This is a genomic window from Acrocarpospora pleiomorpha, assembly GCF_009687885.1.
Classification (GTDB): domain Bacteria; phylum Actinomycetota; class Actinomycetes; order Streptosporangiales; family Streptosporangiaceae; genus Acrocarpospora; species Acrocarpospora pleiomorpha.
This window is the reverse complement of sequence record NZ_BLAF01000028.1, coordinates 55863-70229: the sequence shown is the minus strand read 5'-3', so window position 1 is coordinate 70229 and position 14367 is coordinate 55863. Positions and strand designations below refer to the sequence as shown.

Genomic DNA, 14367 nt, shown 5'->3' with positions numbered 1-14367 from the left:
TGTCCGATAGGGGCTGTTCACGTGCCGTTTCAGGAGCCGTACCTACGGTGACGCGCGCCATAGGACCGGAGTGCCCGGAGGAAGTCGACTCTGCGAAAATCGGGCCAGTAGGCCTCGCAGAAGTAGAACTCCGAGTGGGCGCTCTGCCAGAGCAGGAATCCGGACAGTCGCTGCTCTCCCGAGGTCCGGATGACAAGATCCGGGTCGGGCAGGCCACGCGTGTAGAGATGCTCCGCGATGTGCTCGACATCGAGGACCTCGACAAGGTCCTCGATACTCGCGCCCTTGCTGGCGTGCTCCTGGAGAAGAGAGCGCACCGCATCAGCGATCTCACGTCTTCCTCCATACCCAACCGCAACGTTCACAATCAGCCCGGGACGGTGTGATGTGACTTCTTTGGCATCTTTCAGGACACGAGCCGTGTGATCGGGCAACAAATCGAGCGATCCCATGGGGGTGACGTGCCATCCCTGCTCGACGAGATTGCCCACCAGACCCTCGATCACCTGGAGCAGGGGTTCCAGCTCGGCCTTGTCGCGGGAGAGGTTGTCGGTGGAGAGCAACCAGAGGGTGACGTACTCCACTCCGGCCTCGCGGCACCACACCAGCAGCTCGGAGATCTTGTCCGCGCCCTTCTGGTGACCGCGGTTGACGTCTTCCAGGCCCATCATCCTGGCCCAGCGACGGTTGCCGTCCACTATCACGCCGACATGCCTGGGGATCGGAGCCGCCGCTTTGGCGATCTTGTGCTCCAGCCTGCGCTCGTACACCTTGTACAGGAGATTGCGGTATACGAGATCGCGCACGCCCATGGCGCCCCCAGGTTTCGTCGCCGCCGCCTCAGGCCGACTTCCGAGACAGCTGGGTCAAGCAATTATCGGGGGCGCGCGATAGTGCCCGCTCCGTTTATGAGGTTGCTGTTGCGTTCCATCCCAAAACAGGTTCCAAGTCGGTCTTCTGCTTCGGCGACCAAGGCTTGGAGGAAGGTTGCCAGTTGGCTGGAGGTGAGGACCGCTCGGAGTCCGATTCCCGAGGTGCCCCAGGCTTCGACGAACGCCCGCCTGGTCAGGTGCCATTCGCCGCGGGCCTGGGGGCCTCGCGGTTTCCATACCGGAATCGTCCGGACCTGGCAGCGCAGCTCTCCGCGGCCCACGATGTCGGTTCGCGCGCGGTAGCGGAACGCGAACAGCTCTTCTTCGCCCCTTGGGAATCGGTCGTCCGGATCCCCCCACTCATTCGCCTCTTCTCGCGCTTCCGTCACCCCTCTGGCCAGTCGCGCCAGCAGCCACCCGCATCGCTCGCCGACCATGCCGTAGGGCGCGCCGTCTCGGTGCAACGCCAGGGTGATCTCGTACGGGATGCCTGCGCTGTCCCGGCAAACGACTGGGGTAACGCTTAGGTACGAGCTATCAACACAACGTAGTCCTCCCACCTCCAGAGGATATCCACCGCACATCCCCGCAAACCCGACATGTATTCAGCCGGTGGTCTCCGAGCTGCCCAGCCTGGGGGGATCAATGGGCTCGATGGGTGGGAGAACCACGCTGATCAAGCTACCGCTTCGTTCGGGCGACCATGGCACTGGCGGGGACGGGCGGAGCCCGAGGGAAAACAAAGGCGGGTGGGAGAACCACGCTGATCAAGCTGCTGCTTCATTCGGGCGACCACGGCGCCGGCGGGGACGGGCGGAGCCCGAGGGAAAACAAAAGGGCTGGGCGGGTGGGAAAACCACGTAGCTGAAGAGCTGATCGCGGATGTGGGGTCAATTCGGCTGCTTCCGCTGTCGCCACCATCGCCGCCAAGGGGATTGGGCGGCTTCCTCTCCAGCCCAAACGATCGCTTGGCTTTCCACGCCAGGGGGTTTGGCGGCCTTTGGGCTGTCCGTACCTTCGGGGAGGCGGCCTTCCGCGCGAAGCCATTCGGCGAAAGCTCGGGCGTCGGCGCGGGATCCGCCCGGCGGTTTGGGCCGGCCGTTGGCGTAGTCGAAGAACTCGCGGGCGAAGTTCCCGCCAAGTGCGGAGGCCAGCGCGGGAAGAGCGGTCGCCACCAGACCGCGTCGCTTGGCGATCAAGCTATGCGCCTGGATCCTCAGGCGGGAACCATCGAAGCCGGGAGGTTCCGGACCGCCGGCGACCAGAGCCGCAAGCAATCGACCTTCGGCCACGGCCAGCCGCTCCCGAGCCGCATCGGCAGAGTTTTGCGAGGCCGCAGGATCAGCCGTACCCAAAGAGCCCCCCAAGCTCAACGAACCCGCAGGAGGTGTCAGGTGAAGTTGAGTGTCGGTCATGGGCGGGTGGAGGCTCGGCTCATCGCGGTGCGGATGCGGGTGAGCTCTTGGGCGAGGGCGGCGTCGCTTGGGTAGTCGTCGTCCCATTCCAGGAGGACTCCTGGCGGGTCGACGCGGCTACAGAGTTCGGTGAGGACATCCAGAATGGGTTCCGGGACGGAGGCGGTGTGGGTGTCGTGCCAGACGCCGTTGTGGGAGTGCCCTCCGGCGACGTGGACATAGGCCAGTTCGGTGAGAGGCAGGCGATCGAGGGCGGCTCTGGCGTCGGAGCCCAGGTTCACCTCGTTGGTGTAGAGGTTGGCCACGTCGATGAGCAGCTTGACGCCGGTGCGCTCGACGAGTTCGCCGAGGAATTCGGCCTCCGTGAGCTCGTCGTCGGGCCAGCCGAACAGGGCGGCGACGTTCTCCAGCGCGAATGGAACGGGCAACTCGGCTTGGGCGATCTTGATGTTCTCGACGACGACCGTCAGCGCGTCGCGGGTCCGGGGAACCGGGAGCAGATGACCGGCCTCCATTCCGTCGCCTCGGACGAAGGCCAGATGTTCGCTGACCAGCGGTGCGTCTAGGGCCTCCGCACAGGCGGCCAAATGCTCAAGTCGTGAAATTTCCGGCTTGTCGGCACCACCGATTCCCAGCGCCACCCCGTGCGGAATCACGGGCACCCCACGCTCCCGCAACACCCGCAACGACTCCGGAATCCGCCCAGGCCGCACCGTCTCCGCGATCACCTCAACGAACTCGACCCCCGGCAGCCGCTCCACGGTGAGATCGATCTCGGACCGCCATCCGATCCCCACCCCCAACTCGACCCGTGGATCAGCCGCCACCTCAGCCACCACCACCGCAGCCGCCGCCGCAACCGCCGCCGCCACAGCTGGACCCGCCGCCCGAGTCGCTGGAGCCGCCGCCGAAGTCGCCGCCGCCGAAGCCACCCGGGTCGGAGCCCCAGCTGTTGGAGTCGCTGGAGCCTCCGCCGCCGCAAGCGCCAGCCGCGCACCCGTATCCGCTGCCCCCGGAGTTCTCGTCTTCTCTCGCGATCTCAGCCGCGTCGGGCGAGTTGAACTCGCCTAGGCCGTACAGCGCGACCGCGCCGCCGACCGCCGCGTACGCGAAGGCGTTGTCGTTGGCGTGGCCGGGGTGGTGGTCAGAGTAGAAGACGAAGTTCCGGCCGGCCCCGGAACCGGGTCGGTGCGTGAGCCGGGCCGTGCTCAGGATCTCGTGCCCGGCGGTCGTCAGCAGGTTCCGCAGCCTGTTCCGGTTGGCCTGGTGCAGGGCCAGGCCGATCAGGCTGACGAACGCGCCGGCGACCAGGGCGAGGATGTTGAAGACGCTGACCGGAACCGAACCGGTGGCGAGCGCCACCACCGAGATCACCCAGTTGAGGCCGGACAACAAGACGAACCAGCCCAGGCCGCGGTTGAGTACGCGGCCGTGAGTGAGGGCCTCGTCCTGGACCATGTAGCCGCGGCCGATCAGCCGATGCATGAGCCCGATCAACGCGGGTCCTTGGGCCATTATCTGGCGTACCTCACCGGCCGTCCGGCCGCCGGGCACGGAGGCCAGATCGAGGAGCTCCTGCTCGACCGCCTCCGGCGAGCCGCCGGCACCGGCCACGGTGGTCACTCTCCCGCCCCGGGCCACACGGAGCTTGCCCTGCGCGCTGAGCATCGCGATCGCCGTGTTCACCGTCCGTCGCGGCCCTCCGGCCAGGTACGCGAGCTCGTACACGTCCGGGGGCGGCCCGCCGAGCGTATGCCCGGACCGGACCCGCCGAAGTTCACGATTGACCGCCGACGCGACCGAAAAGACCAGCACCGCGATAACGATCGCGGAGACCAGAAGCACAAGCTCCATGTCGCCTCCTGGGGACAGGACGGGGGGCCTCTGTCCCACATCACCCCGTCTACCCGATAGACGATCGCATGCCCGCCTTAGTTTCGCATCCACCTGAAGAACGAACGACCCACTCCTTCCCGGCACGGACCGGAGTACGAAATACGCGCGTCAGGCCGTCGTCCAAGGTCGGAGTTTCTCGGGGTTCCGTACTGCCCAGATGTGTTTGATCCGGTCGCCTGCGACGTCGAATGCCACCACTACCACGGTGACGCCGTCCAGTTGGGCCGCCAGACCGGGCTGGCCGTTGACCGTGCGCTCCAGGATCGTCAGGTTGGGTGCCTTGCCGGCGATCTCGACGAAGGCGCGCGCGATCCGCTCGCCGCCCTGGACCGGGTGGAGTTCGGCGCTGGCGAGGCCGCCGCCGTCGGCGGTCGCGGTGGCGTTGGGGTCGAGGAGGCCGATGAGGGCGTCGATGTCCTTGGCTTCCCAGGCCTGCTTGAAGTTCCTGACGATGCCGGCCTGCTGGGCTGTCGGCGTCGCGGGAGTCTGGGACGCGCGAATGCGGCGGCGGGCCGAGGAGGCCAGCTGGCGGCATGCCGCCGGGGTGCGGCCGACGATCTCGGCCACTTCGGCGAAGGAGTAGCGGAAGACGTCGTGCAGGATGAGCGCGACGCGCTCGGCCGGGGTCATCGATTCGAGTACGACAAGGAAGGCCATGTTGATCGACTCGTCGAGGGTGACCCGGTCGGCCGGGTCGGCCGAGGCACCGCCCGACCGGCCGTTGATCCACTCGGTACGTCCGGGCAGCGGTTCCGGGATCCATTCGCCCACGTAGCGTTCGCGCCGGGCGCGTGCCGAGCCGAGCAGGTCGAGGCAGATGCGACTGGCGACCCTCGTCAGCCAGGCGCCGGGGGACTCGATGGCTTCCTGCTGTTGCTGGGACATGGCGTACCAGCGGGCGTACGTCTCTTGTACGACATCCTCCGCCTCGGCCAGGGAGCCGAGGAGCCGGTACGCGAGATTGATCAGTTGACGCCGCTCGCTCATGATCGCGCTCAGGCTCGGATCGGGCCGGCCGTGTCCTGGCTCGGATCGGGTCATGGTGTCGACGACTCCCTCGGTCGCATCTGGCCTCACCAGTTCGACGAGATATCGCACCGAACTGTGAGGTCGGCGTCTCACCTCACCTTTCGAGGGGCCGTGTCGTCGTACTGCTGAACCGAAGCCGCTCAACCCTGCGAGGAGAACCCTCATGAACATCGCTCTGTGGATCATTGCGGGACTGCTGGCCGTAATCTTCCTGGCCGGCGGCGCCGTGAAGCTGATCCAGCCCAAGGAGAAGCTGGCCGCCTCCGGCATGGGATTCGCCGAGGACTTCAGCGTCGGCGCCGTCAAGGCCATCGGCACCCTCGAGATCCTGGCCGCGGTGGGCCTGATCCTGCCCGCCGCGCTCGACATCGCGCCGGTCCTGGTGCCACTGGCTGCCGTCGGCCTGGTCCTGCTGATGGCCGGTGCGATCATCACGCACCTCCGCCGTCACGAGGCCCGGGCAATCGTGGTCAACCTGGCCTTCCTCGCCCTGGCCGCCCTCGTGGCGTGGGGCCGCTTCGGCCCTCAGTCCTTCACCGGCTGACCACAACCCTTCGGAACGCCCGACGACGCTGGCGGGCATTCCTGCTTTAGGGTGAGCGCCGCTCACCGCCCTCAGTTTAGGCGGGCGAGCAGAGCGTGGTACTCCTCCCAGAGTTCCTTGGGCAGATGATCGCCAAAGGTTCGGAAGAACTCGGGGACGAGCGCGGCCTCCTCCCGCCAAACTTCCGGATCGACGGTCAGGAGCAACGAGAGATCCTCGGGCGAAATGTCGAGACCCTCGATGTCCAGCGAGACGGGAAGGCGACCGATCGGAGTTTCGACAGCGGAGGCCTGACCGTTGAGACGGTCGACGATCCATTTGAGTACGCGGCTGTTCTCCCCGAAGCCGGGCCACACGAAGCGCCCCTGGTCGTCCTTGCGGAACCAGTTGACGTAGTAGATCTTCGGGAGCTGCGCACCCGGCGTCCGGCCGATCGAGATCCAGTGCGCGAAGTAATCGCCCATGTTGTAACCGCAGAACGGCAACATCGCGAACGGATCCCGGCGCAGTTCGCCGACCTTGCCCTCAGCGGCGGCGGTCTTCTCCGACGCCACGTTGGCGCCGAGGAACACCCCCTGCTCCCAGCTGAGAGATTCGGTGACCAGCGGCACAGCGGTGGCCCGGCGCCCCCCGAACAGGATGGCCGAGATCGGAACTCCGTCGGGGTTCTGCCATTCCCTGGCGATCGTCGGGCACTGCTCGGCGGGCGTGGTGAAGCGCGCGTTCGGGTGGGCGGCGGGCTCGGGCGAGTCGGGCGTCCAGGACTGCCCCTTCCAGTCGGTCAGATGCGCCGGCGGCTCGTCCGTCATGCCCTCCCACCAGACGTCCCCGTCATCGGTGAGCGCCACGTTGGTGAAGATGCTGTTGCCCCACAGCGTCTTGATCGCGTTCGCGTTGGTGCTCTCGCCGGTGCCGGGCGCGACCCCGAAGAACCCGGCCTCCGGGTTGATCGCGTAAAGCCGCCCGTCCGCACCGAACCGCATCCAGGCGATGTCATCCCCGATCGTCTCGACCTTCCAGCCGGGAATGGTCGGCCGCAGCATGGCCAGGTTGGTCTTGCCACACGCGGACGGGAAGGCCGCCGCCACATAGCGGGCTTCTCCGGCAGGCGGGGTGAGCTTGAGGATCAGCATGTGCTCGGCCAGCCAGCCCTCGTCCCGGGCCATCGTGCCGGCGATGCGGAGCGCGTAGCACTTCTTGCCCAGGAGTGCGTTGCCGCCGTAGCCAGAGCCGTACGACCAGATCTCCCGGGTCTCCGGGAAGTGGCTGATGTATTTGGTCTGGTTGCACGGCCAGGGCACGTCGGCCTGCCCGGGTTCGAGCGGCGCGCCGACCGAGTGCACGGCCTTGACGTAGTCGCCGCGCTCCTCGATGAGGCGGAGCGCGTCGTCGCCCATCCGGGTCATGACCCGCATCGACACCGCCACGTACGCCGAGTCCGTGATCTCTACCCCGAGTTGCGAGATCGAACCGCCGAGCGGGCCCATGCAGAACGGGACCACATACATGGTGCGCCCGCGCATGCTGCCCCGGAACAGTTTGCCGAAGGTGGCGCGCATGTCGGCGGGCGCGACCCAGTTGTTGGTCGGCCCGGCGTCCTCTTCCCGCTCGGAGCAGATGAAGGTCCGGTCCTCGACCCTGGCCACGTCGCTCGGGTCGGAGGCGGCGTGGAAGCTGTTGGGGCGCCGTACCAGCCGGGTGAAGGTGCCCTGGTCGACCAGGAGGTTGGTCAGCCGGGTCCATTCCGCTTCGGAGCCGTCACACCATTCGATCCGGTCCGGCTCGGTGAGTTCGGCGATCGCGCCGACCCAGGCGGCCAACTCGCGGTGAGTGGTCGGGTGGGAGAACTGCTCAGAAGTCGGCTGGGGATTACGCGAAACGGTGACGGACATCGGCGACGGCTCCTTTGTCTAGCGGGGCCAAATCATCATTGACGATGAATACGCGCCTAATCCAATTGGCGTAGACCAGTATGTTTCCACGCCGTTAATCAGGCCATATCCAGCCACCTAAGCGCAGGTGGCGGCCATGATGCTCAGTGGGAGCCTACCCACCAAGGCCCGGTTCAAAGAAAACGCGCCCACTCCTTACCCGAATTTTGCGGCCCACACATTGGTATAGGCCAATCGCATTGGTCCAGACCTTTTGAATAATTGGTTTAGTCCACTACGTCGGGGCCCGCCGCACGAACTCGATCAACGTGCTGGAGGGCATCGCGCAGGTCAGCGAGCCAGGTGTCGGTGTGCTTGCCGACCAGCCTGACGCACCAGGCGAGGGCGTCGGAGCGGCTGCGCGCGACCCCGGCGGCGACGAGTGTGTCGAGCACCTGCCGTTCCGGCTGCCGCAGCCGGGTCATGACGGGCACCGAGAGAGTGGTGAACATCACTGTCTCCTCGCCGGCGGTGACCCCCCAGGAGACCTTGCGGCGGAACCGGTGCTCGGCTTCGCGGGCGATGTCGATCCGGCGTTCCCTGGTCTCCTCGCGGAACCGCTCGACGTAGCCCTCCAGCGCGGCGGCCTTCTCCACGTCCGGCAGGTCGTCGGCGACGGTCAGCGGCGGGAGCGCGCCGAGCACGGTGATCTCTTCCCGGTCCAGCACGATCTCGGGCCGCCCGGTGAACCAGCCTTCGGGCAACCGCCCGGTGAACCAGCCTTTCAGCTGTTCTTCTGCATCCATGTAATAAAGATTACATCGCCAGAGCGTCGGAGCAAAGGCGTTGACAGTAACTAGATTTTGACAGCTACTATCAATTCATGGTTACTTCCAGATGGTGGGCTCTCTCAGCCCTAGTTCTCAGCGTCCTGGTCATCGGACTGGACGCGACCGTGCTCAACGTGGCGCTCCCCACGCTCGCCGTGGACCTGAACGCCTCCACCGGCGAGCTCCAATGGATCGTCGACGCCTACCTGGTGACATTCGCGGCGCTGCTACTGCCCGCGGGCGTGTTCGGCGACCGGCTCGGCCGCAAGAAGCTGCTGGTCGCCGGTCTGGCCGCCTTCGGGGTGGCGTCGGCGGTGGCGATGCTGGCCGACACGACCGGCTGGCTGATCGCGGGCCGCGCGCTGATGGGCGCGGGCGCGGCGTTGATCATGCCGCTGTCCACCTCGATTCTGCCGAGCATCTTCCCCGCGGGCGAGCGGGCCAAGGCGATCGCGGTGTGGACGGCGGGCATGGCCGTCGGGCTGCCGCTCGGCCCGATCGTGGGCGGCTACCTGCTCGACCACTTCTGGTGGGGATCGATCTTCCTGATCAACCTGCCCGCGGTGGCGATCGCGCTGGTCGCCGTGGTCCTGCTGGTGCCGGAGTCGCGCGACCCCGCCTCGCCCCGGCTGGACGTGCCCGGCACGCTGCTGTCGGTGACCGGTCTCGCCGCCCTGGTGTACGGCGTGATCCAGGCCCCGGTGGACGGCTGGGGCTCGGCTGGGGTACTCATCCCGCTGGTGGTCGGCCTGGTGCTGCTGACCGCGTTCGTCCGGGTGGAAATGCGCAGCGGCACCCCGATGATGGACCTCAGCCTCTTCCGGGACCGGGTCTTCCTGTGGGGTTCCATCGCGGCCTCGCTGGTCTCGCTCGGCATGATGGGCGTGCTGTTCGTGGTGCCGCTCTACCTGCAGGCCGTCCAGGGCTTCGACGCGATGGGCACCGGGCTGCGCATCACCCCGATGATCCTCGGCCTGATGCTCGGCGGATTCGCGGGCGAGCGCCTGCTCAAGAAGGCCACGCTGCGGCCGATCATGACCGCCGGGCTGCTGCTGCTCACCGCCGGGCTCGCGCTCGGCGCGATCCTGCCCGGCGAGTACGCCTACACCGCCGCCTGGCTCACGGTCGCCGGAGCGGGCGTCGGCCTGACCATGGTCCCCGCCATGGACGGCGTGCTCGCCATGCTGCCCGAGCATCGCACCGGCATGGGCACGGGAGTGCTCCAGTCCCTGCGCCAGACCGGCGGGGCCTTCGGGGTGGCCGGGCTCGGCAGCCTGCTCTCCGCCGTGTACGCCGGCAACCTGCCCGATTCCGCCCCCGAGGGAGTGCGCGACTCGGTGGCGGCAGCCGTACACGTGCCGGAGTTCGCCGCGGCGGGGCGGGACGCCTTCGCGGCGGCGATGGACGCGGTGTTGTGGACGTGCGGCGCGGCGGCGCTGCTCAGCGCGGTGCTGGTGGCGGTGTTCATGCGTGGCACGAGCGCGAAGGAGGCGGGAGAATCGGCCCATGAACTCGCCGGGACTGCGTGAGCGGAAGAAGGCCAAGACTCGGCGGACGATCCAGGAGCACGCCCTGCGATTGTTCGCCGAGCAGGGCTACGACACGACGACCATCGAGCAGATCGCGGAGGCCGCGGAGATCTCCCCCAGCACGATCTTCCGATATTTCGCGACAAAGGAAGACATCGTCGTCCAGGACGACTACGACCCCCTGCTGATCGCCATGCTGGCCGAGCAGCCGAAGGACAAACCGCCGTTGCGGGCGCTGCGGGACACCTTCCGGGAGTCGATGGCGATGATCCCGCCGGACGAGCAGCGGGAGATGCTCGCCCGAGCCCGGCTGCAGCTGACCGTTCCGGCGATCCGCGCCCGGGTGACGCAGAACATGATGGACACGCTCGGCGTGCTGGCCGAGGCGATCGCCAAGCGGGAAGGCCGCGATCCGGCCGACCTCGCGGTGCAGACGCTCACCGGCGCGGTCGTGGGCGCGCTCATCCCCACCCTGCAACGCTGGGTGCGGGAGGACGGCGCGCGCCCGCTGTCCGAACTGGTGGACGAGGCGTTCGCCCTGCTGGAGGCGGGGCTGCCGATCTAGCGAACCCGGGCGGCGACACCCGGGCTCACCCGGACCGCCCCGGCGAAGCCCCTGGTGTGAATCTTGGCGATCTTGACGACGTCGCCGGTTCTGGGTGCGTGCAGCATCTTCCCGCCACCCCAGTAAATCGCCACATGGGAGATATATGCGGGATTGGTGGGATCGCTGCGCCAGAACAGCAGATCGCCCGGCTGGGCCTGCTCCAGCGGGATCTGCGGCCCGCTCGCCCACTGCTGCGACGCCACCCTCGGCATACTCACCCCGGCCTGCCGGAACGCCCACTGCACCAGACCGGAACAGTCGAAACTCTCCGGGCCTTCGGCCCCCCACTCGTACGGCCTGCCCAGCTTGCCCACCGCCGCCCGCAGCATCGCCTCGGTCTGCTGCACCGACATGAACGCCGACGCCGGCCACGCGGTCTGCCGCCGGGGCCCGGCCAGCACCGGATTGATCGTCACCACCTGGCTGCCCTTCGGCAGCAGCCGCAGCAGGGCCCGGCGCAGCTTCCCGGTGTCGGCCTTGGGCGCGCTCACCACCAGCGCGTTCCCCTCCGGCAGGCCCAGGGCCCTGGCCGTCGGCCGGGACACGATCGCGGCGATCGTGCTCATGCCCACCGTGGCGTACGCACCGATTCTGAGCTTTTGCCCGCCGCTGGTCACCTCGGACCCGAGCGGCAGGCCGCCGTCGTTGCCGAGCTCGAACGAGACGGCCACCTCGCCCTTGGCGATGTTCGCCCACAACACGTCGGACCCGGCGGTCGGCGCCGGGGTGTAAGCCCGGAATGTGGACGGATCGACTCCCATGGTGGGCACCCGCCGCCCGTCCATGGTCACCTCGGCCGCGTCGGTGACGTCCAGCGCGGCCACACCCGGCACCTCCCGGATCCGGGCGATCGTGTCCGCCGCGAGCGGCTGATCGTTCACCACGAACAGGTGCGGCTGCCGTAACTTGCCCAGCGGGGCCACCGGCGGCGGGGGGTCGTCCCTGGACTCATCGGAGGTGGTCACGAAATTCTTCTGCCGGGCGGCCACGGGGCGTTCGGTCTGGCCGTACAGGTCGGCCAGGATCACGAGGTCGGCGGAGATGACCGCGACCAGCAGCACCACCAGCAGCGGGATGGCCCGCCGCCACAGCCAGGGCCGCCGGAGTGGCCGACGGCCGGGCAACCGGGGACGGTAGGCGAGATCCCTGCGGGCTTCCGCGAGTGCCCTGCGGATCACGCCCTCACCCCTCTCGCCACGCCCCGACCCACGAGGCTAGCGGATGCAAAACGCCGAAATCCGCCGGAGCGCGTGTCTCCGGCGGATTTTGAACAAACGTCAGTTGCCGATGTACGGCACGGCTTCGAGCACCTCGACCGTGATCGCCCGGCCGTTCGGCATCGTGTACGTCGCCTTGTCGCCGATCTTCTTGCCGTTGATGGCGGCCCCGAGCGGGGACTTGGGCGAGTACACGTCGATCGGGGCGCCGCTCTCCTCACGGGAGGCCAGCAGGAAGGTCACCTCGTCGTCATCTCCGACGAAGCGGATCGTCACCGTCATGCCGGGCCCGACCACCCCCTCGGTTCGGGGGGCCTCGCCGACCTTGGCGCTGTCGAGGATCTGCCGGAGGTGGAAGATGCGGGCCTCCATCTTGCCCTGCTCGTCCTTGGCGGCGTGGTATCCGCCGTTCTCCTTGAGGTCACCCTCCTCGCGGGCGGCCTCGATTTTCTTGGCGATCTCGATCCGACCCGGACCAGAAAGGCGGTCGTACTCCTCCTTGAGGCGGTCGTACGCCTCCTGCGTCAGCCAGGTGACGGAATCGTTCTGGGAGACGGCCACGCGGGTTCTCCTTGCTTCCCTAGGTGAGTCGAAAGGCGTAGAAGTTAACGCCTTCGAACGCTTCCCCAAAGATTCCACTATACGAGATTGCAATACTGAACGTGCACGGCTGTGGCTTGCGCACTGGTCTTCACGCGCTCAGTGAACGATTTGTCGGACTCCCCCGCGGGGATCGTGACGTCGCGGGTGCCCACCTCGACGTGATGGGTGTCCAGGGCGCGCACCAGGCACCTCGCCTCGCGGTCGGCGGGCTTGTGCACCAGGAAGGTTATCGCCGCCGAGTCGGCCGCGCTCGCGTCGAAGGAGACCACCTCGGCCCGGACCTCCGGATTTCCGCGCGCGCTGAGGATCACGTAGCCCCAGCCGGAGGCGATAACCGCGACGATCAGGCCAATCACCGCATACACCACGAACCGGCTGCGGCCCGCGGGGGGACGTTCGGGGAAGTCCGCGGGCGTGCCGAGAACCGGGCGCGTGACTGGCTCTGGGGACATGCGCGGAATCTCCCTGCGGTCTGGCGGCGTTGTCCGAGACAATTGTTCGCGAAGGGGTGCCGCGGAGGGTTGCCCAAGGCGAAAACTGTCGCACCTTGAAGCTAGCCTCTTTGAGCAGTTGCCCAGGACATTTGAGGAGACCCGTGAGTGCTGAGATCGCGCCGTTGCGGCTGATGGCCGTGCACGCGCACCCCGACGATGAGTCGAGCAAGGGCGCGGCGACCATGGCCCGCTATGCCGGCGAGGGCGTGGACGTGCTGGTGGTCACCTGCACCGGTGGTGAGCGCGGATCCATTCTGAACCCGAAGATGGACCGGCCGGACATCCTGGAGAACATGGGCGAGGTGCGGCGGCTTGAGATGGAGCGGGCCCGCGAGATCCTCGGCGTGCGCCAGCGTTTCCTCGGTTTCGTCGACTCCGGGTTGCCCGAGGACGAAACCGAGCCGCTGCCGGAGGGCTGTTTCGCGCTGCAGTCGCTGGAGGTGGCCTCCGCGCCGCTGGTGGCCGCCGTCCGCGAGTTCCGGCCGCATGTCATCTTGACGTACGACGACAACGGCGGTTACCCGCACCCCGACCACATCATGACCAACCGGGTCTCCGTGGAGGCGTTCGACGCGGCCGGGGATCCCGATCGTTACCCCGAGGCCGGGGAGCCGTGGCAGCCGCTCAAGCTCTACTACCAGATGGGTTTCTCCAAGAACAAGTTCGAGGCGCTCCATGAGGCGATGACCTCGCGTGGCATGGGCTCGCCGTATGCGGACTGGATCTCCCGCTGGGAGGACAGGCCGGAGAAGTGGGATGTCACCACGCAGGTGCCGTGCGCCGACTTCTTCGAGACCCGGGATCGCGCGCTCCTCGCGCACGCCACTCAGGTGGACCCTGACGGCTTCTGGTTCGTCTGCCCGATCGAGATCCAGATGGAGGTCTGGCCGACCGAGGACTTCCACCTGGCCCGCTCCCTGGTGGACACCACCGTCCCCGAGGACGACCTGTTCGCGGGAGTCCACGCGGAGGCCCCCACCGCCTGCTCGTAGACTTGAGAGATGAACTTCATCGCCGCCGCCGCTCCTGAGTACGGCCCGGGGCTGCTCGGCTTCCTCGTCGTGTTCGCGCTGGGCGTCGCGCTGTTCTTCCTCGTCAAGTCCATGAACAAGCAGCTCTCGAAAATCCAGGTCCCGCACGAGAAGGACAAGAAGTGACCCAGGCCACCGTCGTCGACAATCCCGAAACCCACCGTTACGAGATCCTTGTCGAAGGCGATGTGGCCGGGTTCGCCCAATACCGGCTCCGCCCCGGGAAAATCGTCTTCCTCCACACCGAGATCGACTCGGCATTCGAGGGCCAGGGCCTGGGCAGCCAGCTCGCCCGCGCCGCCCTCAACGGCGCCCGCGACCGCGCCCTGTCCGTCGTCCCCCTCTGCCCTTTCATCGCGTCCTACATCAAACGCCACCCCGAATACGCCGACCTCGTCCCCGACAACTACCAGGACGAAATCGCCTGAC

The 14367-nt window shown here is 67.5% G+C and carries 16 protein-coding genes; 6 read left to right on the top strand and 10 right to left on the bottom strand.

The features are described from left to right. Positions 1 to 29 precede the first annotated feature (29 nt). The 5 genes from Aple_RS24700 to sigJ all read right to left on the bottom strand — a co-directional run bounded on the left by Aple_RS24700 (position 30) and on the right by sigJ (position 5224). Complete coding sequence (locus Aple_RS24700) at positions 30 to 812, bottom strand: isoprenyl transferase (protein WP_155347068.1); 783 nt, start codon at positions 810 to 812, stop codon at positions 30 to 32. Between the two features lie 950 nt (positions 813 to 1762). Continuing rightward, positions 1763 to 2287: an SCO6045 C-terminal-like domain-containing protein gene (locus Aple_RS56730; RefSeq protein WP_486303364.1), complete on the bottom strand. Its 525-nt coding sequence runs from the start codon at positions 2285 to 2287 to the stop codon at positions 1763 to 1765. Beyond that, complete coding sequence (locus Aple_RS24690) at positions 2284 to 3114, bottom strand: MbnB/TglH/ChrH family RiPP precursor modification enzyme (protein WP_155347066.1); 831 nt, start codon at positions 3112 to 3114, stop codon at positions 2284 to 2286. The genes Aple_RS56730 and Aple_RS24690 overlap by 4 nt, the downstream gene beginning before the upstream one ends. A 1-nt stretch (position 3115) precedes the next feature. Then, complete coding sequence (locus Aple_RS24685; protein WP_155347065.1) at positions 3116 to 4141, bottom strand: TIGR04222 domain-containing membrane protein; 1026 nt, start codon at positions 4139 to 4141, stop codon at positions 3116 to 3118. A 150-nt stretch (positions 4142 to 4291) separates the two neighbouring features. Further along, entirely contained in the window at positions 4292 to 5224 is a 933-nt protein-coding gene (gene sigJ / locus Aple_RS24680; RefSeq protein WP_155347064.1) for an RNA polymerase sigma factor SigJ, read from the bottom strand. A 151-nt stretch (positions 5225 to 5375) separates the two neighbouring features. Between sigJ and Aple_RS24675 the strand changes: the two genes are divergently transcribed. Continuing rightward, a complete protein-coding gene (locus Aple_RS24675) occupies positions 5376 to 5756 on the top strand; it encodes a DoxX family protein (RefSeq protein WP_155347063.1) in 381 nt (126 codons plus the stop codon). Between the two features lie 71 nt (positions 5757 to 5827). Here the strand turns inward: Aple_RS24675 and Aple_RS24670 are convergent, their stop codons facing one another. Further along, positions 5828 to 7648, bottom strand: a complete 1821-nt coding sequence (locus Aple_RS24670; RefSeq protein WP_155347062.1) for a phosphoenolpyruvate carboxykinase (GTP) — start codon at positions 7646 to 7648, stop codon at positions 5828 to 5830. Positions 7649 to 7914: 266 nt separating this feature from the next. Further along, positions 7915 to 8433, bottom strand: a complete 519-nt coding sequence (gene abmR / locus Aple_RS24665; RefSeq protein WP_155347061.1) for an ATP-binding transcription factor AbmR — start codon at positions 8431 to 8433, stop codon at positions 7915 to 7917. Between the two features lie 77 nt (positions 8434 to 8510). On the opposite strand from abmR, the gene Aple_RS24660 reads away from it, so the two are divergent. Further along, positions 8511 to 9986, top strand: a complete 1476-nt coding sequence (locus Aple_RS24660) for a DHA2 family efflux MFS transporter permease subunit (protein ID WP_155347060.1) — start codon at positions 8511 to 8513, stop codon at positions 9984 to 9986. Beyond that, positions 9964 to 10551: an acyl-CoA-like ligand-binding transcription factor gene (locus tag Aple_RS24655; protein ID WP_155347059.1), complete on the top strand. Its 588-nt coding sequence runs from the start codon at positions 9964 to 9966 to the stop codon at positions 10549 to 10551. The genes Aple_RS24660 and Aple_RS24655 overlap by 23 nt, the downstream gene beginning before the upstream one ends. Here the strand turns inward: Aple_RS24655 and Aple_RS24650 are convergent. From Aple_RS24650 to Aple_RS24640, 3 genes are all read right to left on the bottom strand, one after another. Continuing rightward, on the bottom strand, positions 10548 to 11771 hold the full coding sequence (locus Aple_RS24650) for a C40 family peptidase (RefSeq protein ID WP_155347058.1): 1224 nt from the start codon (positions 11769 to 11771) through the stop codon (positions 10548 to 10550). The two genes, Aple_RS24655 and Aple_RS24650, sit on opposite strands and share 4 nt — an antisense overlap. Positions 11772 to 11870: 99 nt before the next feature. Continuing rightward, entirely contained in the window at positions 11871 to 12371 is a 501-nt protein-coding gene (gene greA, locus Aple_RS24645) for a transcription elongation factor GreA (protein ID WP_155347057.1), read from the bottom strand. 77 nt (positions 12372 to 12448) lie between these two features. After that, a complete protein-coding gene (locus tag Aple_RS24640; protein WP_155347056.1) occupies positions 12449 to 12865 on the bottom strand; it encodes a DUF4307 domain-containing protein in 417 nt (138 codons plus the stop codon). 173 nt (positions 12866 to 13038) lie between these two features. Here Aple_RS24640 and mca point away from each other — a divergent pair, with 173 nt between their 5' ends. From mca to Aple_RS24630, 3 genes are read left to right on the top strand one after another with little or no spacing between them, the layout of a single operon-like run. Beyond that, positions 13039 to 13899 (top strand): mycothiol conjugate amidase Mca, encoded by an 861-nt coding sequence (mca, locus tag Aple_RS24635; RefSeq protein ID WP_155347132.1) that lies wholly within the window; start codon positions 13039 to 13041, stop codon positions 13897 to 13899. Between the two features lie 9 nt (positions 13900 to 13908). Continuing rightward, complete coding sequence (locus Aple_RS52170; RefSeq protein WP_170321646.1) at positions 13909 to 14064, top strand: hypothetical protein; 156 nt, start codon at positions 13909 to 13911, stop codon at positions 14062 to 14064. Next, on the top strand, positions 14061 to 14366 hold the full coding sequence (locus Aple_RS24630; RefSeq protein WP_155347055.1) for a GNAT family N-acetyltransferase: 306 nt from the start codon (positions 14061 to 14063) through the stop codon (positions 14364 to 14366). Before Aple_RS52170 ends, Aple_RS24630 begins: the two co-directional genes overlap by 4 nt. The last annotated feature ends 1 nt before the right edge of the window (position 14367 follow it).

Excerpts from the sequence above, each read along its gene's own strand:
- Aple_RS24685 (WP_155347065.1), bottom strand. The coding sequence starts at position 4,141 with ATGGAGCTTGTGCTTCTGGTCTCCGCGATCGTTATCGCGGTGCTGGTC.
- Aple_RS52170 (WP_170321646.1), top strand. The coding sequence starts at position 13,909 with ATGAACTTCATCGCCGCCGCCGCTCCTGAGTACGGCCCGGGGCTGCTC.
- mca (WP_155347132.1), top strand. The coding sequence starts at position 13,039 with ATGGCCGTGCACGCGCACCCCGACGATGAGTCGAGCAAGGGCGCGGCG.
- Aple_RS56730 (WP_486303364.1), bottom strand. The coding sequence starts at position 2,287 with ATGACCGACACTCAACTTCACCTGACACCTCCTGCGGGTTCGTTGAGC.
- Aple_RS24655 (WP_155347059.1), top strand. The coding sequence starts at position 9,964 with ATGAACTCGCCGGGACTGCGTGAGCGGAAGAAGGCCAAGACTCGGCGG.
- Aple_RS24700 (WP_155347068.1), bottom strand. The coding sequence starts at position 812 with ATGGGCGTGCGCGATCTCGTATACCGCAATCTCCTGTACAAGGTGTAC.
- Aple_RS24660 (WP_155347060.1), top strand. The coding sequence starts at position 8,511 with ATGGTTACTTCCAGATGGTGGGCTCTCTCAGCCCTAGTTCTCAGCGTC.
- sigJ (WP_155347064.1), bottom strand. The coding sequence starts at position 5,224 with ATGACCCGATCCGAGCCAGGACACGGCCGGCCCGATCCGAGCCTGAGC.
- Aple_RS24640 (WP_155347056.1), bottom strand. The coding sequence starts at position 12,865 with ATGTCCCCAGAGCCAGTCACGCGCCCGGTTCTCGGCACGCCCGCGGAC.
- Aple_RS24670 (WP_155347062.1), bottom strand. The coding sequence starts at position 7,648 with ATGTCCGTCACCGTTTCGCGTAATCCCCAGCCGACTTCTGAGCAGTTC.
- abmR (WP_155347061.1), bottom strand. The coding sequence starts at position 8,433 with ATGGATGCAGAAGAACAGCTGAAAGGCTGGTTCACCGGGCGGTTGCCC.
- Aple_RS24675 (WP_155347063.1), top strand. The coding sequence starts at position 5,376 with ATGAACATCGCTCTGTGGATCATTGCGGGACTGCTGGCCGTAATCTTC.